16 protein-coding genes are annotated in these 20240 nt (G+C 65.2%); 5 read left to right on the top strand and 11 right to left on the bottom strand.

Going from position 1 to position 20240, the window contains the following annotated elements; all coding sequences use genetic code 11:
• Window positions 1-16 precede the first annotated feature (16 nt).
• From atzF to AEB_RS15465, 8 genes are read right to left on the bottom strand one after another with little or no spacing between them, the layout of a single operon-like run.
• Window positions 17-1783: an allophanate hydrolase gene (atzF, locus tag AEB_RS15500; RefSeq protein ID WP_119083935.1), complete on the bottom strand. Its 1767-nt coding sequence runs from the start codon at window positions 1781-1783 to the stop codon at window positions 17-19.
• Complete coding sequence (gene uca, locus AEB_RS15495; RefSeq protein WP_119083934.1) at window positions 1780-5382, bottom strand: urea carboxylase; 3603 nt, start codon at window positions 5380-5382, stop codon at window positions 1780-1782. Before uca ends, atzF begins: the two co-directional genes overlap by 4 nt.
• Complete coding sequence (locus AEB_RS15490) at window positions 5379-6014, bottom strand: urea amidolyase associated protein UAAP2 (protein ID WP_119083933.1); 636 nt, start codon at window positions 6012-6014, stop codon at window positions 5379-5381. The genes uca and AEB_RS15490 overlap by 4 nt, the downstream gene beginning before the upstream one ends.
• Window positions 6015-6031: 17 nt before the next feature.
• Entirely contained in the window at window positions 6032-6856 is an 825-nt protein-coding gene (locus AEB_RS15485; protein ID WP_119083932.1) for an urea amidolyase associated protein UAAP1, read from the bottom strand.
• Entirely contained in the window at window positions 6853-7350 is a 498-nt protein-coding gene (locus AEB_RS15480) for a CopG family ribbon-helix-helix protein (RefSeq protein WP_119083931.1), read from the bottom strand. Before AEB_RS15480 ends, AEB_RS15485 begins: the two co-directional genes overlap by 4 nt.
• Window positions 7351-7362: 12 nt before the next feature.
• The gene (locus tag AEB_RS15475) at window positions 7363-8151 is read right to left on the bottom strand and encodes an ATP-binding cassette domain-containing protein (RefSeq protein WP_119083930.1); all 789 of its coding nucleotides are present in this window, start codon (window positions 8149-8151) and stop codon (window positions 7363-7365) included.
• A complete protein-coding gene (locus tag AEB_RS15470) occupies window positions 8148-8963 on the bottom strand; it encodes an ABC transporter permease (RefSeq protein ID WP_119083929.1) in 816 nt (271 codons plus the stop codon). The genes AEB_RS15475 and AEB_RS15470 overlap by 4 nt, the downstream gene beginning before the upstream one ends.
• A 30-nt stretch (window positions 8964-8993) precedes the next feature.
• The gene (locus AEB_RS15465; protein ID WP_119083928.1) at window positions 8994-10079 is read right to left on the bottom strand and encodes a putative urea ABC transporter substrate-binding protein; all 1086 of its coding nucleotides are present in this window, start codon (window positions 10077-10079) and stop codon (window positions 8994-8996) included.
• Window positions 10080-10285: 206 nt separating this feature from the next.
• Between AEB_RS15465 and AEB_RS15460 the strand changes: the two genes are divergently transcribed.
• The 4 genes from AEB_RS15460 (at window position 10286) to AEB_RS15445 (ending at window position 16481) form a co-directional block, all read left to right on the top strand.
• Window positions 10286-11374, top strand: coding sequence for an MBL fold metallo-hydrolase (locus AEB_RS15460; protein WP_119083927.1), 1089 nt, complete (start codon window positions 10286-10288; stop codon window positions 11372-11374).
• Window positions 11375-11389: 15 nt separating this feature from the next.
• Window positions 11390-12391 carry an MBL fold metallo-hydrolase gene (locus tag AEB_RS15455; RefSeq protein WP_119083926.1) on the top strand — a complete coding sequence of 334 codons (1002 nt, stop codon included), beginning with the start codon at window positions 11390-11392 and terminating at the stop codon, window positions 12389-12391.
• A gap of 31 nt (window positions 12392-12422) precedes the next feature.
• Window positions 12423-13349 carry a Vgb family protein gene (locus AEB_RS15450; protein ID WP_119083925.1) on the top strand — a complete coding sequence of 309 codons (927 nt, stop codon included), beginning with the start codon at window positions 12423-12425 and terminating at the stop codon, window positions 13347-13349.
• A gap of 750 nt (window positions 13350-14099) precedes the next feature.
• Window positions 14100-16481 carry a TonB-dependent receptor gene (locus tag AEB_RS15445; RefSeq protein WP_231958777.1) on the top strand — a complete coding sequence of 794 codons (2382 nt, stop codon included), beginning with the start codon at window positions 14100-14102 and terminating at the stop codon, window positions 16479-16481.
• A 66-nt stretch (window positions 16482-16547) separates the two neighbouring features.
• Here the strand turns inward: AEB_RS15445 and AEB_RS15440 are convergent, their stop codons facing one another.
• From AEB_RS15440 to AEB_RS15430, 3 genes are all read right to left on the bottom strand, one after another.
• Window positions 16548-18110: a tetratricopeptide repeat-containing sulfotransferase family protein gene (locus AEB_RS15440; protein ID WP_231958776.1), complete on the bottom strand. Its 1563-nt coding sequence runs from the start codon at window positions 18108-18110 to the stop codon at window positions 16548-16550.
• Between the two features lie 137 nt (window positions 18111-18247).
• On the bottom strand, window positions 18248-18580 hold the full coding sequence (locus AEB_RS15435; protein WP_331851745.1) for a UrcA family protein: 333 nt from the start codon (window positions 18578-18580) through the stop codon (window positions 18248-18250).
• 118 nt (window positions 18581-18698) lie between these two features.
• Entirely contained in the window at window positions 18699-19109 is a 411-nt protein-coding gene (locus tag AEB_RS15430) for a hypothetical protein (RefSeq protein ID WP_231958775.1), read from the bottom strand.
• 140 nt (window positions 19110-19249) lie between these two features.
• Here AEB_RS15430 and AEB_RS15425 point away from each other — a divergent pair, with 140 nt between their 5' ends.
• Window positions 19250-20188, top strand: a complete 939-nt coding sequence (locus tag AEB_RS15425; protein ID WP_119083923.1) for a LysR family transcriptional regulator — start codon at window positions 19250-19252, stop codon at window positions 20186-20188.
• Window positions 20189-20240: the final 52 nt, after the last annotated feature.

The following is a 20240-nucleotide window of genomic DNA, read 5'->3' as shown; positions in this document are numbered from 1 at the left end:
CATGGCCGCCGTGCATTCACCTGCCTGCGATGAAGGCACGCCAGCCGCCTAGTTGGGTGATGTCTTCCGCACCAATCGTGGCGCGCGGCTCGGCCACGAAACCCTTCACGCTGCTGCCGTCCGCCAGAGTGACGGTGCCGATGGCAAGCGGGGCGGGCACTTCGGCCACGAAGCTGCCGAAGGCGGCCACGTCCAGCTCGTACACCTCCACCGCAATTGCTGCGCCATCCTCGCTGTAAACCAGCGCGGGCTTGGGCGGCACGCTGTCCGCCATGGCATAGAGGCGATAGCTGGGCGTGGTTTCGAAGGCGCCGACGAATTTCGCCTCCCGCGAAGTCAGCTGCCAATGCAGCGGCATGTCCTTCAAGTGGGCGCCGACGACGGCCAGTTTCACGGTTTCCATTCTTCCCTCCAGGTCGAGCGGGGGCGGGGGCGGCAGATCCGCCGCCGCGAGATAGGTTTCGGCCGCGGCCAGCAGGCCCAGGTCGCTGTCGGCCGGACCGATCAGCGTGATGCCGAAGCCCGTGCCATTGGTGCGCGCGCCGGCCGGCACCGCCACCGCGGCCATGTCCAGCAGGTTCACGAAATTGGTGTAGAGCCCCAGATTGCTGTTCAGCGCGATCGGGGCAGCCAGCAGCTCGCTGACGCGGTAGGTGGTGCCGGTGGTCGGGAAGGCCAGCATGTCCATGCGCCCCCACAGGCCATCGGCATGACGCTTCAGCTCGGCGAGGCGATAGATGCCCTGCCACAGCTGCACTGCGCTCATGTCCTTGCCCGGCTCCACCACCGCCCGCACGGTCGGGTCGATTGCATCGGGATCGCTTGCCAGCAGGCCGGCCAACGCGGCGGTGCGTTCGGCCACCCAGGGGCCGCCATAGAGCAGCTGCGCCGCCTCCAGCAGCGGGGCGATGTCGATCTCCACGATCTCCGCGCCAGCTGCCAGCCGCGCCAGCCCCTGCTCATAGAGATATTCGGACTGGGCATCGCCGAACCATTGCCGCTGGCTTCGCTGCGGCACGCCGATGCGCGCCGGCCGCAGGGCGATGTTGGCCAGCGGGCGGGAGAAAGGATCGGCCGGATCGAAGCAGGCCACGATGTCGTCCACCAGCCGCGCATCGGCCACGGTGCCGGCGAACACGGTGATGCAATCCAGCGTGCGGCAGGCCGGCACCAGCCCCTGCGTGCTCCAGCGGCCCTTGGTTGGCTTGAAGCCCACCAGATGGTTGAAAGCGGCGGGCACACGGCCCGATCCGGCGGTATCCGTGCCCAGCGCGAAGGGCACGAGGCCCGCAGCCACTGCGACGGCGGAGCCGGAGCTGGAGCCGCCGCTGACATAGGACCGGTTATAGACATTGCGCGGAATGCCATAGGGGCTGCGCGTGCCGACCAGGCCGGTGGCAAACTGATCGAGATTGGTCTTGCCGACACAGAGCGCGCCTGCCGCCTCCAGCCGCGCGACCACGCTGGCAGACGCTGCCGGGCGATAGGCGAAGGCCGGGCAGGCCGCGGTGGTATCGAAGCCTTCGGCATCGATATTGTCCTTCACCGCGAAGGGAACGCCCGCCAGCGGCAGCTGCTCGCCCGCCGCCACCCGCTCGTCCACCGCGCGGGCTTTCGCCAGCAGAGCGTCGGGCGCGACGCGGCTGATCCAGATCTGCGGCTGCACCGCGTCATAGGCGGTGAGGCGCGCCAGCGTCTCCTCCGCCACGCCCACGGCGCTGGCCGTGCGGCGGTTGACCACTGCGGCGATGGCCGCCGCTGCGCCTTGTCCCGACGGGCTCATGCGTGCGGCCTCAGCGCCAGCAGGGGGGCTCCGGGTTGCAGCGACTGGCGTTCCTGCATGTAGAGCGCTGCCACCGTGCCGCTGCCGGGGCTTTCCAGCGGGCATTCCATCTTCATGGTCTCGATCACGGCGATGATGTCGCCCGTTTCCACCGTATCGCCGGGGGCGACCATCAGTTTCCACACGCTGCCGCCGAAGGGTGCCTCCACCAGCTCGGCGCCCTCGGGCACATCCACCGTCGCCACTTCGCCCGCACCCGCTTCCTCGTCAGCAAGGTCGCTGATGCGATCGAATTCGCCGGACCGCTGCCAGGCAGCGCGTTCCTCGTCGAAAGCGGCTTGGCGCTGCTGCTCGAACTCGGTGATGGAGCGGGCATTTTCGGCCAGGAAGGCACGGTAGTCAGCCAGGCGGAACTCGGTGTGCTCCACCTCCACCGACCGGCGGCCGTTGGGAAAATCGCGGCGCCAGTCAGCCAGCTCGTCCGCGCTCACCTCGAAGAAGCGGATCTGATCGAAGAAGCGCAGCAGCCAGGGCTTGCCTTCCACGAAGGCATCGGTCTGCCGATGGGTGTTCCACACCTGGATGGTGCGGCCGAACAGCTGGTACCCCCCGGGGCCTTCCATGCCGTAGATGCACATATAGGCGCCGCCGATGCCGACCACATTGGGCGGGGTCCAGGTGCGGGCCGGATTGTATTTGGTAGTGACGAGGCGATGGCGGGGATCGACCGGGGTCGCCACCGGCGCGCCGAGATAGACGTCGCCCAGCCCCAGGACCAGATAACTGGCATCGAAGATCAGCCGCTCCACCGCGTCCGCATCGGGCAAGCCGTTGATGCGGCGGATGAACTCGATATTGTCCGGGCACCAGGGCGCATCGTCGCGCACCGCGCCCATATATTTCTCGATCGTCTCGATCGTGGCGGGGTCGCGCCAGCTGAGCGGCAGGTGGACGATGCGTGAAGGGATGGAGAAATCCTCCAGATCCCCCAGCGCTTCTTCCGCCACCATCAGCAGCGCCAGCGCGCCCTGCTGATCCAGCACTTCTCCATCGAAATGCAGTTGCAGCGAACGGATGCCGGGCACGATGTCGATCACGCCGGGGGAGGCCAGCGCCTCCAGCTCCGTCATCAGCGCATGCACGCGGATGCGCAGCTCGATATCGAGCACGATGGGGCCGTATTCCACCAGGATGTTGCGGTCCCCCTGCTGGCGATAGACCGTCCGCGGGCGCACGCCGCGGGCCGGCGTTTCGGCCAGGATGGGGGAGAGCGTGGCGGGATCGCGCACCGGGAAGTCCCGCTCCAGCCGCTCCAGCGGGGCGCGGTCGGCAGCGGCGGCATCTTCGGCAGTTACGGGCACCAGCCTCACGCGGTCACCCGGCGCCAGCTGGCCCAGTTTCCAGCGATCCGCCGCGATGACGGTGAAGGGGCAGACGAAGCCGCCCAGCGACGGCCCGTCCGGCCCCAGAATGATGGGCATGTCACCGGTGAAATCCACCGCGCCGATGGCATAGGGATTGTCGTGGATGTTGGAGGGGTGCAGGCCTGCCTCCCCGCCGTCTTTCCGCGCCCATTCCGGCTTCGGCCCGACCAGCCGCACGCCGGTGCGGTTGCTGTTGTAATGGACCTGCCATTCGGCCGCCAGAATGGTGCCGATGTCATCCTGCGTGAAAAAATCGGGCGCGCCATGGGGGCCATACAGCACCCGCAGGTTCCAGCTGCCGGTGAACTCCGGCATCTCGACCGCCGGGGGGGCGGGCGGGGCGGGGCTCTTCGCCTCGGCATCGTCTTCCGCCAGATGCAGCGTGTCGCCCGCCAGCAGGCGGCGCGCGGCATGGCCGCCGAACTGGCCGAGCGCGAAGGTGCTGCGGCTGCCGAGATAGGGCGCGATGTCCAGCCCGCCGGCGAAGAGGATATAGCCGCGCATACCGGTAGCCGCACGGCCCACGGCCAGCGTTTGCCCGGCGGCGACCTCCACGGCCGTGCCGCGCGCCACCGGCTCGCCATCCAGTGTGGCGCCGAAGTCGGCGCCGGTCAGGCAGATGCGCGTCGGGGCGTTGAACAGCAGCGTGGGGCCGCTGGCGGTGATTTCGAGCCCGGCCGTGCCCTCGGCATTGCCCAGCACGCGGTTGCCCAAGCGGAAGGAGCGGTCGTCCATCGGGCCTGACGGCGGCACGCCGATGGCCCACAGGCCCTGCCGCCCCGGCCAGTCCTGCACCGTGGTGGCGGTGCCGCCGGCGATCACGCGGATGCTGCGGGGGGTGTAGGCCACGCTCTCCAACAGGCGGGTGGAGACCTCGCCGCTTATGAAGCGGGGGTCGCGCACCACGTCGCGCAGCCAGCGAAGATTGGTTTCGATCCCGTCCAGCCGGCTTTCGTCCAGCGCGGCCTGCATCGCTTCCGCCGCCTCGATCCGGCTGGGGGCATGGACGATGAGCTTGGCCAGCATGGGGTCGTACCACGCGCTGACGGCGGTGCCTGCCATGCACCATGTCTCGGCCCGCACCCCTTCAGGGAAGCTCACATCGGTCAGCGTGCCGACGGTGGGGCGGTAATCGAGCGCGGGATCCTCGGCATAGAGCCGCACCTGCATCGCATGGCCCTGAGGAACAGGGGGCTCGCGATCGAGGAAGCTGTAATCCCCCGCCGCGCCGCGGATCATCCATTCGACCAAGTCGACGCCCATCACCTCTTCGGTGACGCCATGCTCCACCTGCAGCCGGGTGTTGACCTCCAGGAAGAAGAACTCCTCCCGCTCGGCATCGAAGAGGAACTCCACCGTTCCGGCGGAGCGATAGTGCGCCGCCTCGCCCAGCCGCACGGCGGCTGCGATCAGCTCCGCCCGCTTGGCCTCCGACAGGCAGGGGGCGGGTGCTTCCTCCACGACCTTCTGGTTGCGCCGCTGCAGCGAACAGTCACGCTCGCCCAGCGGCATGACGCGGCCCTGGCCGTCGCCATAAATCTGCACTTCTACATGCCTTGCACGGCCGATGTAGCGTTCGAGGAACACGCCTGCGTCACCGAAATTGCCTTCGCCAAGCCGGGCGACAGCCGCAAACCCTTGGCGGACCGCTTTTTCGTCTTCGCAAATGCGCATGCCGATGCCGCCGCCGCCGGCCGTCGCCTTGAGGATCACGGGGAAACCGATCTCCCGCGCAGCCTGCGCCGCCTCCTCCTCGTCCGTCAGAAGATCGGTGCCGGGCGCAAGCGGAACGCCGTTCGCCGCCGCCATCGCGCGGGCACTGTGCTTGAGGCCGAAGGTGCGGATATTCTCCGGCGTGGGGCCGATGAACACGATCCCTTCCGCCGCGCAAATCTCTGCAAAGTCGGTGTTTTCCGAAAGGAAGCCATAGCCGGGATGGATCGCCCCGGCGCCCGTTTCCCGCGCCGCCTTCAGCACCGCGGCAACGTTGAGATAGCTTTCCGCCGCGGGGGCGGGGCCGATGCAAACCGCCACATCCGCTTCCGACACATGCAGCGAACCGGCATCAGCTTCGGAATAAACCGCAACCGAGCGCAGCCCCATGCGGCGCACGGTGCGGATGATCCGGGTGGCGATTGCCCCCCGGTTCGCGATCAGGACTGTGTCGAAACTCATGCGGCCACGATCATCCGTACGGGGGTGGGATTGAAGGCGTTGCAGGGATTGTTGATCTGCGGGCAGTTCGAAACCACCACGATCACATCCATTTCCGCACGCAGATCGACGGTGAGGCCAGGGGCGGAGATCCCGTCCACGATACCGAGCGTCCCATCCTCCTCCACCGGCACGTTCATGAAGAAGTTGATGTTGGAGACCACGTCGCGCTTGCCGCGCCCTTCGGTCAGATTGGCCTCAAGAAAATTGTCCACGCAGGCATGTTGCGACTTGGTGTGATGACCGTATCGCAAGGTATTGGATTCGCAGGAACATGCCCCACCGACAGTGTCGTGATATTCGACCGCGCTATCCACGATCGTCATCATCGGGCGCCCTTCGTTGGAGCGCAGCACCGTGCCCGTGCGCAGGAACAGATTGCCCTGCGCGGCCACGGTATCCTGGGCGCTGTAGCGCTCCGCATCGTCCTGTGCGGAATAGAGCAGGAAATCTACTGCCTGGTTGCCTTCCAGATCGACGATGCGCAGCGTCTGTCCGGCTGCGAGATGGTGCAGCCAAGGTGCGCGCGCCGGCACAATCTCGTCATGCACGATCGCGCCGGAGAGGCCGGAGATATACGGATCAGCGGTCATTGTTCGGCCTGCTTTCCCTAGCGACGGTAATAATCTTCGACATTCAGGAAGGCGCGCAGCCCTTCCGGTGTCGCGTTGCGGATCGGATCGCTTTCCGGCGTCACCGGGCCGCGCCACGCCGTCGCGCGCAGCGGCGTGACGGTCCATTCCTCTCGAGGGTCCAGCACATGCGGGCAGTTGGCGATCACGACGATCACGTCCATCTCCGCGCGCAAGACCACCTTCCGGCCTGGCTCATACGGCCCAACCAGCGGCGCTATTCCGCCGTCCTTTGCGATCCGCGTCCCCTTGAACAGGTTCACGCAAGGGTGGACATCGCGCCGCTTCAGCCCATGCTTCGCAGCGCCGAGCAGCAGGCGGTCGCGCCCGTTGGGAAAGGCGCCGCTGTTGCGGCCTTCGCCGTATTTCGCCTGATTGGCCGCTGCATTGGAGGTGCCGCAGAAGGCATCGTGCGTGCCGGCCTCGTCCTCCATCATGCTCATCAGCACCCGGCCCATGTCCGACAGCAGCAGCTTGCCGGCGCCGAGATAGGCGTTCCACTGCACCTTCACCGTGTCCGCCACATTGAGCCGCTCGGTGGGCATTTCGGCGTTGAAGATCAGCAGAGAAGCGCAGGCATCGCCCTGAAGGTCGATCAGTCGCAGGCGCGAACCCCGCGCCAGCCGGCGACTGGAATAGCCGCCCGGCGCGATCGTCTCTTCCCACAGCAAGTCGTCGGCAGAGACATCCGTCGGCAGGTCGGTCGCCGCCGGCGGCAGCTGCGGCATGGCTTCGACCACCGTGCCGGCCATGGCGCGGGCATGGTCGCGCGCGGCCACCGGATCGGCGAGCGTCCCGCTCATGCCACGCTCTCCTTCGTACGTCCGCGGGCGGGGGCGGTGGGCCCCTCCAGACCGTCCTGTTCGTGAAGGGGTGGGAGCAGCGCAGTGGTGGTGACGAGCTGCAACTGTCGCACACCGCGGATGGCACGCAGGGCGTCGCACAGTTCCTTCAGTCGCACCGCCGGCCCCTGCACCAGCAGGACTTCCAGCGACTGGTCGTCTTCTAGGAAGACATGCTGGGAGGAGATAACTTCCTTGAGATAAGCTGCCTGCGTTTCCGCCAGCTGCTGCCGCAAGCGGCCGCTGCCCGAATAGACCAGCGTCACCGTGCCAGCCAGCATGTCCTCCGGCCGCGTCAGCGCCTCATGCTCCGCCAGCGCGTGGCGGATCAACTCGGCGATCAGCTGGGAACGGGAAGGGAGACCACGTTCTTCCACCATGATGTCCAGTTGGCGGAACAATTCTGCGGGGAGGCTCATGCTGAGCCGGGCGAGACTCGCGGGTTCGGTGCTCATGCTGCTGTCCTCTCAATTATTACCTTTGTTGTCAATCGTAATACCAGCAGCATTGTCGTGTCCTTCGGCCTGGCGGGCCGGCTTGGTGAGGGGAAGGTCGTAGACGGCGGTGGCGCCGTAGCGGTGGGGGGCGTGGGGATCGTGCCGGCGCTTATCCAGCGTGAGCACGCGCGTACCGAGGGTGAAGGCTTCCTTGATGTCGTGCGTCACCATGATGACGGTGAGCGCATAGTCGCTCCACAGCTGTGTGATCAGCCGGTGCATATCCGCGCGAATGCCCGGATCCAACGCGCCGAAGGGCTCGTCGAGCAGGAGGATGCGGGGGCGGGTGATCAGCGCCTGCGCAATGGCCAGGCGTTGCTGCATCCCGCCAGACATCTCCGCCGGATAGAGGTTCATCGCGCTGCCGAGGCCGACCGCTTCCAGCATCTCTTCCGCTGCTGCCCGTGCGGCCCTCCGCCGGGCGCCGAACAGTCGCGCAGTGAAGGGGGCTTGCGCGCATTCCGGCCCGAACATCGTGTTGCGCAGCACCGAGAGATGCGGAAACACCGAGTATCTCTGGAACACCACGCCCCGATCGGGCCCGCATTCGGGCGGAAGCGGCTGCCCGCCCAGCAGGATCGTCCCGCGCGTCGGCACTTCCTGCCCGAGGATCACGCGCAGCAGGCTGCTCTTGCCGGCACCGGAAGGGCCGATGATGGAAACGAAGGAGCCTTCGGCGATGTCGAGCTGGACGTTCTCCAGCACGACCTTGTCGCCATATTCGACCCACACGTCGCGGAGGCTCAAGAGGGCGCTCAATGTCCTGCTCCATGGGCCCAGGGGTAGAGGCGGCGGCTGCTCCAGCTGAGGAGGAAATCCATCGCCACTGCCAGCAGCGCGATCCACGCCACGTAGGGGATGATGACATCCATCGCGAGATAGCGCCGGACGAGAAAGATGCGGTAGCCGAGGCCGATGTCTGAGGCGATCGCCTCGGCCGAGATCAGGAACACCCAGGCGGGGCCCAGCGACAAACGCAGCGCCTGGATCAGCCGCGGCATGGCCTGCGGCAGCGCCACGCGCAGCATCACCTGCCAGCTTCCCGCGCCCAGGGTCTGGGCCTTGATCATCTGCTCCCGGGGCAGGCTGGCGACATGCGCCGCTATGTCGCGGATCATGAAGGGCGCGATGCCGATGACGATCAGGGCCACCTTGGCGGCCTCTCCCAGCCCGAAGGCGATGAAGAGGATGGGCAGCAGCGCGATCGGGGGGATCACGGCGATGCCGGTTACCAGCGGGCCGAAGGTGGCGCGCACAGGAGGCAGCGCGCCCAGCACAAGGCCCACCAGCAACGCGGCAAGGGTGGAGATGCCAAGGCCGAGGCCGAGCCGCTCGAGACTGGCGAGCGTATCCGCCCAGAACAGCAGCTTGCCGGATAGCGGATCCGCTTCGAACAGCAGCCCGCCCATCGCCCGCGCCATGGCGCCGGGCAGGGGTAGGATCTTGTCGTTCGGATTGGCCGCATGCCGGTTCGCCGCCATCGTCAGATAGAGCACCAGCAGCAGCGCGATCGGAATCGCCCCCAGCAGAATACCGTTGCCCCGGCCGATCCGGCGGTTCACCCAGCGCATGTCAGGGCCTCTCCGCTGGTGCGTGCCGGATCACAGCTTGCCATCGGCGGCCATCTGCATGAAGCTGTCGTCGAAGCGCAGGGTGATGTTCTGCTTGTCGCCCAGCGTCTTTCCGCCCGGGAACGACATGCCCACCGCGTCGGCCGAACTGGCCCCTTGTCCGAACAGCCCTTTGGAGAAGCTGAAGTCGCGCACCCGCGTCATCGTGGTGATGAGGTCCGGCGAGGCAGTCGCGGCGACGGCGGCCTTCGGTTCGGCATAGAGGTAGGTGGTCGCCAGCTGGCTTTCGAACATGTCGGGCGTCGTGCCCGCCAGCTTCGCCATGGCCGCGCGCGCCGCCTTCCCTTCTGCATCCTGGCGCTGCATCAGCGCCATGGTTTCATACCATATACCGGCCAACGCCTTGCCCAGATTGGGGTTCGCCTTCAGCGTGGCAGTGTCTACCACCAGCAGGTCGAGGATCTCACCGGGAATATCGGCGGAGCTGAACACTTCCTTGGCACCCGGCGTTGCCTTCATCGTGGTGAGCTGCGGGTTCCAGGCAACGGCAGCGGTCACCTGCGGTGAGGTGAAGGCGCCCACGATATCCGCATCCGCCGTGTTCACCGTGCTGACCGCGCTGAGCGGCAGCTTGATGGATTCCAGTCCTCGGGCGAGCAGATAGTGCGAGACCGACAGCTCAACCAGATAGACCTGCCGGCCCTTGATCGCCGAAAGACTGTCCGCCCCCTTCAGCAGGATGCCGTCATTGCCGTTGGAATAGTCGCCCACGATGATGGCACTCGTGTCCTTGCCGCCGGCGGCGGGGATCGTCAGTGCATCCATGTTCGCGACGGTAACACCGTCAAGCTTGCCGGCGGTGTACTGGTTCACAGACTCGACGTAGTCGTTCACCTGAACGAAGTTGATCTCGACACCGTATTTGTCGGCCCACTTCTTCACGATGCCCGCCTGCTGGGCATAGGGCCAGGGCATCCAGCCGGCGTAAATCGACCAGCCGATATTGAATTGTGTGCGAGCCTCTGGCGCCTCGCTCGTCGAGGACGAGCACGACGCCAGCAAGAGCGCGCCAGCGATCAGTGAAACTTTTCCCGCGCCGCGGATACCATCGAGCATGATTCGGCTCCTTTCGCATATGCAGCATTGCGCCAAAGCAGGCGGTTGTCCATCGAGATTATTACTATTGCCACGAATTGTAATATCGATATGTTGCTGCACGCGCGGATGGGGGTCTTAGCCTCTGACAAGCCGCAGCGTCTGGGAGGGCGTGCATCGAAGGTTGTCGTTCAACGCCGCGCTGCGGCCGTTCGCGAAGGGATCCGATGCACCAAGCCTCTACCTATAATCCCGCCCTCTCCGGCAATCCTCAATCGGCGACGGGGCGCAGCTATCCGAATGGCAATCCTGATCTCGGATACAACCCGCCCGGCGTACGCAACACCGACAGCGCGGTGCCGCTGCACCGCAAGGGCCCGGTGGTTCACGATTATGCCTGCGAAGGCCCTGCAGCCGGCAATCTCGCCTTCCGCTGGATCTATGGCTCCAACGTCGCGGCAAAGAACCGCGATCCGCGCGTGCAGGTGGTGCAGTATAACGAAGACACCTTCGTTCTGCGGCAGAATGTCTGCGTGCATTGGGAGGCGCCGTTCACCTATCTGCTGTTCGGCAACAAGGGGGCGCTGCTGATCGACAGCGGTGCCACTGCCGATGCGCAGTACTATCCGCTGCGCGCCACCGTAGATGCGATCATCACCCGGTGGGGCCAGGCGCGGGGGCGCAGCAGAGTTCCGCTCACCGTCGCGCTGACTTCGGGCGAGGATGTCGCGCAGAACCAGGGACTGGTGCAGTTCGCCGGCCGGCCCGACACCACGATCGTGCCGAAGCCGCTGGGGGCAATGAAGGACTTCTATAGCCTGGTGAGCAGCTGGCCGTCCGGAACCGGCCGGATCGACCTGGGTGACCGGGTGGTGGAGGTGATCCCGACGCCGGGCACGCACAAAGATGGCGTGACCTTCTACGACCCTTATTGTGATTTCCTGTTCACGGGCGACCTTCTGTTCCCCGGCCGGATCAACATCAGCAACGATCGCGATTTCGTCGCTTCGCTGGAGCGGCTCCGGGCCTTTGCCGCAAGCCGCAGCGTCAAGTGGCTGCTCGGCGGCCATATCGACATGATGTTCGTGCCGGGGAAGTATTATCCCCGTTTCATGACCTACAAGCCCTACGAACGGCTGCTGCAAATGGAGCCGGCGCTGATCGACGATGCGCTCGGCTCGGCGCAGGCGGTGCGGGGCAAGGAGATGATGCTTATCCGTCCGGACTTCGTGCTGTTCAACGGCGTCAGCCCCGATGCGCGCACGCGCGAATGGCCCGCCGGTGTCCCCAATATCGACGCGCCGCGTCCTTTCTGAGCCGGAGGAGCCATCATGGATCGCCGCACCTTCCTTGCCTACAACGCACTCGCCGCCGCTCCGCTAGCGACTGCTTCGCTGTCCAAAGCCGCTGCTGCAGCCACCCGGCCCGAACCGGTCGATTTCGAGAGCAACCTGCCCGCGCCCGGGACCTTCCCCGAGAAGTGGATCTGCGGCTCCCCGTCGCTGATGGACAACACCGATCCGCCGGTGCAGGTCCATTGGTATAACGAGCACACGGCGATCCTGCGCCAGAACAAGGCCTACAGCTACGAGGCTCCCTTCGCGCCGCTGTATTTCGGCAATGATCGGGTGCTGCTGCTGGACGAAGGCTTCGTGCAGCTGCGCAATGACTGGGATCTGCGCGCCGTCGTGGATCAGTGCATCGCCGAATGGTGCGGGCGCAACGGCCGTGACCCTGCCAGCCTGGAGCTGCTCGTCGCGTTCAGCCATCTGCATGCCGATCACTACGCCGCGGTCAACCAGTTCGCGGACCGGCCGAACACCCGCTACATGGGCCTCACGCATGAGGAGATGGTCGGCTTCTGGGGCATGACCAACTTTCCGGAGGAGCGCGTCACGCTCGATCTCGGCGGGCGCGAAATCTGGATCTGGGGCTCGCCCGGCCATGTCATTTCGGAATTCGCCTATTACGACACCTACACGCAGATCCTCTACACAGGGGACATGTTCTATCGCGGCCGTTGCTACATCAGCTTCTGGGAGCCGTGGTTCGATAGCATGACCCGGCTGATCGACTTCTGCGATAACAATCCGGTGACCCATGTGATGGGGTGCCATGTGGAGATCAGCAACACCGGACAGGATTATGCCTATGGCGTCACCTGGCAACCGGACGAGGCCCCGGTGCAGATGACGGTGCAGCAACTCCGCGAGGCTTATGACTACGCCAAGACCATCAAGGAGCCGGGCATCTATTTCACCGGCACGGTCTTCCTCTGCAACCAGACCCGGGGAACGACCACGATCGACCGCAACCCCTACGCCTACAGCTGAACGCCTCCGGGCCAAGCACAGGAGCATGCGCATGAAGAAATCGACCAGTCTGGCCGTGGCCCTTGCCGCACTTTGCGCCTCCGGGCCGCTGCGCGCGGAAGGGCTTCACGAACAGGAGATCAGCGTTCCCGGCTTCGCGGACTTCCTCGCCGTGGACGGCGACACGGTGTGGACGACCAACAAGGGCCGGGTGGAGCAGTGGTCTACCGGGGGCAAGCTCGCCTCGGTCGACGTGCCGCGGCCCTGCGGCGCCATGTCGATGGCGTTCGGCTCGCTGTGGGTGGCGAATTGCGCGGATGGCGAGGTGTATCGGATCGACCCGCGGCAGCCGGGCGTGCTGGCGAAGATCCCGGTCGGACTCGGCCCGAGCGGCGAACTGAACGTCGTGGCCGGCGCCGGTTACGTCTGGGCCCCGAACGAAACCGCGGGCAAGGTCGCCAAGATAGATCCGGAAACGAACGAGGTGGTCGCGACGATCGATGTGGCGCCGGGTACCTCTTATCTCGCCTTTGGCTTCGATGCCCTGTGGGCTGTCAGCGGCAAGGGCCAGACCTTGCAGCGGATCGATCCGCAGGCGGATGCGGTCACGACCACTATCGCGCTGGGTAAGCAGCCCGGCTTCCTTGCCGCGGGCGAAGGTGCGGTGTGGGTGCAGGAGCAGGGTGACGGAACGCTGGCCCGCATCGACCCTGTCGCCCTGGAGGTGACGGACCGCATCAAGGTGGGCGATACGCTGGCCTATGGCGACATCGATGTGGGCGGCGGCGCGGTGTGGCTGCGCACGACCGAAGACCAGACCTTCGCGGTGATAGACGCGCGAACGCTGGAAATCCTGGAACGCGCCGGCAAGCCAGCAGGGAGTGGCGCCTTGCGCTATACCCCCGCCGGCGTGTGGACGACTGCGCATGATGTTCACACGCTTTCATGGTGGACCGGCGTTCCCAAGGCGGCGGAGTAGGTCGCCTGAGATGCGGCAGGGGCGCGGCGCTCGAATCGCCCTCAGCGATGCGCCGCGCCTGTTGCAGCCGTTTTACAGATCTTGCCGCACCGGCATCTCGGCCCGGTTCGCCGGCTTTCTCGCAGATTTAGGAATGTGTTTATATATCAGTGAGATAGATGAGGCTCCTGTAGGTGCTCACCCTGTCAATTAATACACTTGACGGAATTGGTAATATCTATAGCGTGTCCATGTCGCCTGGAAGAGCGACGTCATGAGGGGGAGAGGATCTGCAAGGTCAGGCCACTTGGCGGCCTGAGCAGGAGATTCTCAATGAAGTCCAACCTGGTTGGTATCGCTGCATCCCTGGCCGTCATTGTGCGGCCGGCTGCGCGCGCCGCGGGATTGGTCTTTCGCCTTTCGCCGGTGCGCCGGCTTTCCCTGTGCAGCATCAACACTCTGCTCTTCCGGGCAGCTGGCAGCTTGCCGGCGCTCCGCGGGCATGTGTGCCGTGCAGCAGGAGCCAGACGCGCGGGCGCCCCGGCGAACGCATGCAGGTCGTAGGAGAAACAGGGGGATCGCTGCCTGGCGTTACGTTGGGCAGCAAGCGGGCCGATCAAGCCGAAAGCGGTAACGGCCAAAGCGCAAGATCCTGAAATCGAGCCCCGAAGGCCAGGCATCTGTCCGGCCGCAGGAATGCTTTAGCCCCAACAAGAAGGGTAAGACATGACATATTGCGCGAAATTACGCTTAGGCCTCCTCTCGGCTACGATGTTCACGGGCGTAGCCTTCGCCGTGCCGGCATCGGCGCAGGACGCCGCCGATGAAGCTGCAGACTATCCTGATGCGATCATCGTCACCGGCACCCGCCGCGCCACGACGATCCAGGATACGCCGATCAATATCTCGGCCATCGGTGCGGAGGAGCTTGCGCAGCAGCGGATCGACGACGTTCGCGACATTGCCGACTTCACGCCCGGCCTCACCATTTCGGACACTGGGCCCCGCTCCACAGGTTCGATCGTCCTGCGCGGCCTGAGCGCCTCCGATGTCGATAGCGCCGGCTTGAACTATGACGATGCGCTCGGCGTCTACATGGGCGAAGTGCCGCTCTATTACGATTTCAAGCTGCTCGATCTTGAGCGCGTGGAGACGCTGCTCGGGCCGCAGGGTACGCTCTATGGCCTCGGCACGCTTGCCGGCGCCATTCGCTACATCCCCAACCGGCCCAATGCGGATCAGGTCGAAGGGGAAGTGCATGCCCGCGCTTTCGCCAAGAGCCACGCGGACACCTTCGGCTATCAGGGCGATATGGTGCTCAACTTGCCGATCGTCACGGACCACATCGCCTTCCGCACTGTGACCGGCTATTATTACGATCCCGGTTTCATCGATTATACGCTGCTGGTGCAGGAGCCGGGCGTGTCGCTGCCCCAGCCCGATGGCCCGGACGGCGTCTCGCAGGAAGGCTATGGCGAGAACCTGATGCGGCGGGACGATCTCAACTTCGAGAAGACCTTTACCACGCGCAACCAGTTGCTGCTGCAGACGAGTGAAGATCTGAAGGTCTTCTTCACCTATGCCTTCCAGCGCACCAAGACCGATGGCGCCCAGTCCAACAGCGCCGGCGTGCTGGGCACGGGCCGGTATGAAAACGCGGCCCGCTATATCGAGCCGGTCAATCGTCGTGCGCATCTGGTGAGCATGGAGATCAACGCGAACGTCGCGGATATCTTCGATCTCGTTTCCACCACGGCCTATACCGATGTTCGAACTCAGAGCCAGGGGGACAACACTGACCTCCTGCTCGACCTCGACTACGGCTACGAACTCTTCCCTGCGTTCTCGAGCTGGAATGAGTCGGTGACTCGCCGCAAGCAGGTGAACCAGGAAGTGCGCCTCGTCTCGCGCCACGGTGGACCGTTCAACTGGGTGATCGGCGGCTTCTACAACGAGAACAAGTACCAGAGCGACTATGCCGAGCATGTTCCCAACCACCCTTGGGTGGAATTCGGTACCACGCCAAATCCCGAAGCTCTCGAGTATGTCAGCTACATCACTTCGAAGGTGACGGAGAAGGCGATCTTCGGCGAAGGCAGCGTCCACATCACCCCGGAATTTCAGGTGACTGCCGGTGCCCGCTATTTCAAATACGACTCCACGATCTCCGGCGCTGCGGCTTTGCCGCTGCTTGGCGATCCGTTAAGCCCGTATGATCTGGACGCGAGCGGCGGTGATGCTGGCCAGGATGGCTGGGTGTGGAAGTTCAACTCATCCTATGAATTCACGCCGGATGTCATGCTCTACGCCACCTACAGCAAGGGCTATCGCATCGGTGGTCCGAACCGCGTGGCGCCATGCGATCCGTCTATCCCGGAGAATCCGGACGAGTATGACGGCCCGCAGGTCATCTGTGCGCTGCCGAGCGAAATTCAGTATGGCCCCGATACTACCAAGAACATCGAGGTCGGCATTCGTGCGCAGCTGTTCGATCGCGCATTGGGCATCAATTTCAATGTCTTCCGCATCAAGTGGGACGGCCTCCAAGTGGCTTCGGCGACAACTTACGGCGTGACCGGGATTACGGTGAACGGCGGCGGCGCACGGTCGCAGGGCTTTGAAACCTCGTTTCAGCTGCGGCCGGTGCCGGAACTTTCGATCCAGGGCACCTATTCGTACACCGATGCGAAGCTGACGGACGATGCGCCCGGTATCATTTCCGTAAATGATCCGGCGGGCAGCTATCCCTCCGCGCCGGTCAAGCTGGATGCACTGGATGGCGACCGGCTGCCTGGCTCGACCAAGAACTCGGGAAGCCTCGGCGCTACCTACACCATGCCGCTTACCAATGGCGATCTGATCGCCAACTGGACGGCAACCTATCGCGGAAGTGTGGTGTCGCGGCTGGGCTGGGATAGGGCCTATGGTGACAAGATCCCCAGCTATGTGCTGAACCGCGCATCGCTGACCTACGAAACGGACAGCTATTCCTTGAGCCTGTTTGCGAACAACATCTTCGACAAATATGCCGTGGCATCCGTGGCGAACGACCGGTCCCGCACCGGTCTGAACGACGGGGTGCTGCTGCGCTACTACCGCCAGACCGTGGTCACGCCGCGGACGGTGGGCATCGAAGGCCGCTACAAGTTCTGATCGTGTAGCATGGGAAGGGGCGCTGCCGGATGCGGCGGCGCCCCTTTTTCGTTGCCGACGCGGCGGCTAATCCACCGCGATGCGCTGCGCGGCGAGCCATTCGGCTGCCGGCTGCAGTTGCTCTTCATACCGGCGCCAGCGGCCCACTGCATCGGCATTGAGCGGGCGCCGCACCTGTGCTGCACTCGGCGTCGCTACGGCCGCCCGGTTCTCGTGAAACGACAGGCAGGCCGCATCCCATTCCAGGCCGCAATGATTCAGCAGGCGTCGCGTTTGCCCCTCCTGATCGGCCACCAGATTCTCATAGGACAATTGCAGCACGCGCCCGGGGAACAGCTGCTCCCAGAAGCGCATCAGCCGGTCGAAGCGGGCGTAATAGCGCGCCGTGTCCATGAGGTCATAGGAATAGGCGTAATAGGCAGACTGGCTGGCGAAGAGATTCTTGTAGTTGCTCCACACCGTATCCATCGGGTTGCGGCGCAGGCAGACGATGGGGGCACCGGGCAGCGACCGCGCGATATGGCCGATGTAGAGGAAATTCGCCGGCAGCTTGTCGATGAACCTCGGTGCTGCGCCGCTGCTATGATGGGCGGCTTGCGAAAGGTAGGCTTCACCGATGGCGGCGGCGGGCAGGGCACTGCTCGCCCTCACGGTCTCCGGATCGATAATCTTTCGGGAAGGGGTGCGGGCAAGCCGTTTCACCGCCAGGGGCATCGCCTGCAGCTCTCCCGCCGACTGCACGTCCGGGTGGGAGGAGAGGATGCGGTCCACCAGCGTCGTGCCCGTGCGCGGCATGCCGACGATGAAGATGGCCGTTTCATCGGCATGGCCGGGGCCGTGCACCGCCGCCCCGCCGCCGAACACCGCCTCGATCTCGTCGAAGATGAGGGCGTCCTGCGCGAAGTCGTAAGCAAGCCTGCGTTTTTGCTCGGCGTTGGCTGCGGAGAGATGGGCAAAGGCTTCCGCCGGCTGCCCGATGTCTTCCAGCTCCTTCGCTAATGCGTAGCGGATGCGCAGCGCGTCTTCCGGCCTTTCAGCCCTGGTGAGTGCCGCCTGCAGGCGCGGCACGTGATGGCTGTCTGCCGTTTGCCGGGAGAGGATCGAGAGCGCGTAATGCACCCGGGCGTCGCCGGGATCCCGCGCGAGAATGGCTTCGTAGTGCGCTCGTGCCTGCTCCACCTGTCCCGTAAAGCCATGCGCTGCCGCCAGATTGTACCGGTAATCCAGCCTCTCGGGGCTGGCGCTGACGGCGGCGGCGAAGGGGGCGATCGACTGTTCGTGCCGGCCGAGACGTGCAAGGACGCAACCGATGGTGTCGAGCGTCAGCGAATCGTCCGGCGCAAGGTCGAGCGCGTGCTGGGCAGCGCGGGCGGCATCGCCATCCCGCCGCAGCAAGATCAGCAGCTTGGCGAGCTGGGCGAGGGCTTCGGCGGTAGGCTGCCGCTCCACCGCTGTTTCCAGAAGGGGCACGGCGCGCGCCACCTGGCCGCTTTCGGCCGTCGCTACCCCCAGCAGGAAATATCCAGCCGGTTCGCCCGGCTGGGCCGCGATCAGCGCCTCTGCAGCGGCCGAAGCTGCGGGAAGATCGCCGCGTTTCAGGGCTGCCCGTGCCTGTTCTTCCAACGTCAAGTGACAGCCCGGATGGGAAGACTAATCATGGGGCCAGCTTAAGCGGCACGCGCCCGGCGGGCAATCGGCAGTTGCGCCAGACAGTCGAAAGCCGCCCACCCCGGGGGGCAGGCGGCCTTCAAATCAGAGGCGGAAGCTCAGCGGTTGTAGGCGAGCTGCGTGGCCGGCGCCTTGTCGGCCAGGGCGACACGGCTTTCGATCTGCGAGCGGATGTCCGCCAGCACGGCTGCGCGGCATTCGCGCGACTTCGCGCCGAGTTCCAGATGCACGCTGGACAGGCGATCGCCGCACACGGCGCGCGCTGCCTCGTCCATGCGGATCGCCAGGCGCTGCTGACCTTCTACCGTGGTGAGGTCGAGCCCGCTGAGGTGCAGCACGGCTTCTTCCTTGGCGTAGGGGTTTTCAGCGGCCGCGGGCACGGAAGCAACCAGTGCGCAGCCAGCAATCGCAATAAGACCATTCTTGATCATCATCATCTCCTGCAAAGCGGTTCGTCCGCTCTTCGGCGGTTTGAACCACTCCATAGCGCAACGCGCAGGAGTTCACAACGATGTCACGGGCTTTGGCCGGCCCGGCGGCGGGCGGCGCCTAGCTGGCGCTCACCACGAGAGCGGCGAGATCGGTGACGCCGCCAAGAAGTCCAATCGGCAGAGCAACTTGCGACGCCGCTTCCGCTTCGCCCAGCGAAACTTCGATGGAGCGGGCGTGGGGTGCCGACCAGTTGCGCACTGTTTCGAGTGGCAGGTCGACTTCCCACCGGCGCTCCCCTGCGGCGGATACGGCGTAGCCGTTGATTCGCACGGTCGCTGCCGCATCGTCGCGATAGCCGGTCACCCGCAGGCAGCTTGCTTCCCCGCAGCGCACCAGCCTTGTGCTGGGCTGCGGCTCGGCCGCCGCGGGCGAAGCGAGGCCGAGGAGAGCTGCCGCGCCCGCCAGCGCCAGGCCCGGCGCGAACCGGCGCCGTGCATTCAGGGCGTGGTGGATGCCATGCTTGATCATAATGAGCCCTCGCAGTTCCACCGGAACGTGTGACTCAGCGCAGGCCATAGGGGTAGGGGTGATAAATCTAGGCTCGTCATCGATTTCATCTATGGCCTCTGCTAGAGAGGGAGCAATCTTGCGAACGGGAGAAGGGGAGAATGGCTGACGACACGCGCATGACGGATCGGAAGTTCGCGAGCCGCGTGGACTGGAACCTGATGCGCACCTTCGTGGAGATCGTGCGGGCCGGGGGGATTGGTGCTGCCGCGCGCCAGCTCAATCGCCAGCAGCCGAGCATCAGTGCCGCCCTAAAGCGGCTGGAGGATCATGTCGGCACCACCTTGCTGCACCGCTCCGCCAGCGGCGTGGAGATGACCGAGGCGGGCAAGGCCATGCTGGCGCTGTGCGAGGACATGCTGGAATCGGTGCGCCTGATGCCGCACCAGGTGGCGCAGGCGACCAAGCGCGTGGCGGGGATCGTCCGCATCCAGATCATCTCCGGCCTCGTTTCGCCCGAGTTCGACGAAGCCATCGCCAGCTTTCACCGGCGCCACCCTGCGATCCACATAGAGATCCGTGTTTCGCCCTGGCGCCAGGTGCTCGACGCGATCGAGCAGGGCGAGGTGGAGATCGGCGTGGGTTATGACAGCAGCGTGCGCGGCAGCTTGCTGTATGAACCCTTGGTCGTGGAGCGACAGCAGCTCTATTGCTCGCGCAGCAATCCCTATTTCGGCTATCGCGTCAGCCGCCTGCAGGAACTGGGCGACGAGGGCTTTGTCCTCACCGGCGATGACGAGATCGAGATCATCACCCATTTGCGGCGGCGATATCGCCTGGGCTCCAAGGTGAATGGCCTTGCCGAAGACATCAACGAAGCGCGGCGGCTGATCGTGAACGGTGTGGGCATCGGGTTCCTTCCGGTGCTCGCGGCCGAGGAGGAGGTGCGCCGGGGCCGGCTCTGGCCGCTCCTGCATGCCGATGTGGAGCCCGCCTGCGACATCTTCCTTCTCGCTCGCGCTGAGCCGGCGCGGGACACCGCCACCCAGCTTTTCTGGGACGAAGTGCTGCGCCGCGTTCGGTATCAGCGCAAGGCATAGAAGCGGCCTATGACTTTCATCGGGATTTTCCATCTGCATCTATGACCTGTTC

The organism is Altererythrobacter sp. B11, assembly GCF_003569745.1.
GTDB lineage: Bacteria > Pseudomonadota > Alphaproteobacteria > Sphingomonadales > Sphingomonadaceae > Croceibacterium_C.
Note: the sequence above shows the minus strand (reverse complement) of the source record. Positions and strands in the feature narration are given on the sequence as shown.

Coding starts and splice junctions, on each gene's coding strand:
- atzF (WP_119083935.1), bottom strand. CDS start 1,783: ATGAGCCCGTCGGGACAAGGCGCAGCGGCGGCCATCGCCGCAGTGGTC.
- uca (WP_119083934.1), bottom strand. CDS start 5,382: ATGAGTTTCGACACAGTCCTGATCGCGAACCGGGGGGCAATCGCCACC.
- AEB_RS15490 (WP_119083933.1), bottom strand. CDS start 6,014: ATGACCGCTGATCCGTATATCTCCGGCCTCTCCGGCGCGATCGTGCAT.
- AEB_RS15485 (WP_119083932.1), bottom strand. CDS start 6,856: ATGAGCGGGACGCTCGCCGATCCGGTGGCCGCGCGCGACCATGCCCGC.
- AEB_RS15480 (WP_119083931.1), bottom strand. CDS start 7,350: ATGAGCACCGAACCCGCGAGTCTCGCCCGGCTCAGCATGAGCCTCCCC.
- AEB_RS15470 (WP_119083929.1), bottom strand. CDS start 8,963: ATGCGCTGGGTGAACCGCCGGATCGGCCGGGGCAACGGTATTCTGCTG.
- AEB_RS15465 (WP_119083928.1), bottom strand. CDS start 10,079: ATGCTCGATGGTATCCGCGGCGCGGGAAAAGTTTCACTGATCGCTGGC.
- AEB_RS15460 (WP_119083927.1), top strand. CDS start 10,286: ATGCACCAAGCCTCTACCTATAATCCCGCCCTCTCCGGCAATCCTCAA.
- AEB_RS15455 (WP_119083926.1), top strand. CDS start 11,390: ATGGATCGCCGCACCTTCCTTGCCTACAACGCACTCGCCGCCGCTCCG.
- AEB_RS15450 (WP_119083925.1), top strand. CDS start 12,423: ATGAAGAAATCGACCAGTCTGGCCGTGGCCCTTGCCGCACTTTGCGCC.
- AEB_RS15445 (WP_231958777.1), top strand. CDS start 14,100: ATGTTCACGGGCGTAGCCTTCGCCGTGCCGGCATCGGCGCAGGACGCC.
- AEB_RS15435 (WP_331851745.1), bottom strand. CDS start 18,580: ATGATCAAGAATGGTCTTATTGCGATTGCTGGCTGCGCACTGGTTGCT.
- AEB_RS15430 (WP_231958775.1), bottom strand. CDS start 19,109: ATGATCAAGCATGGCATCCACCACGCCCTGAATGCACGGCGCCGGTTC.
- AEB_RS15425 (WP_119083923.1), top strand. CDS start 19,250: ATGGCTGACGACACGCGCATGACGGATCGGAAGTTCGCGAGCCGCGTG.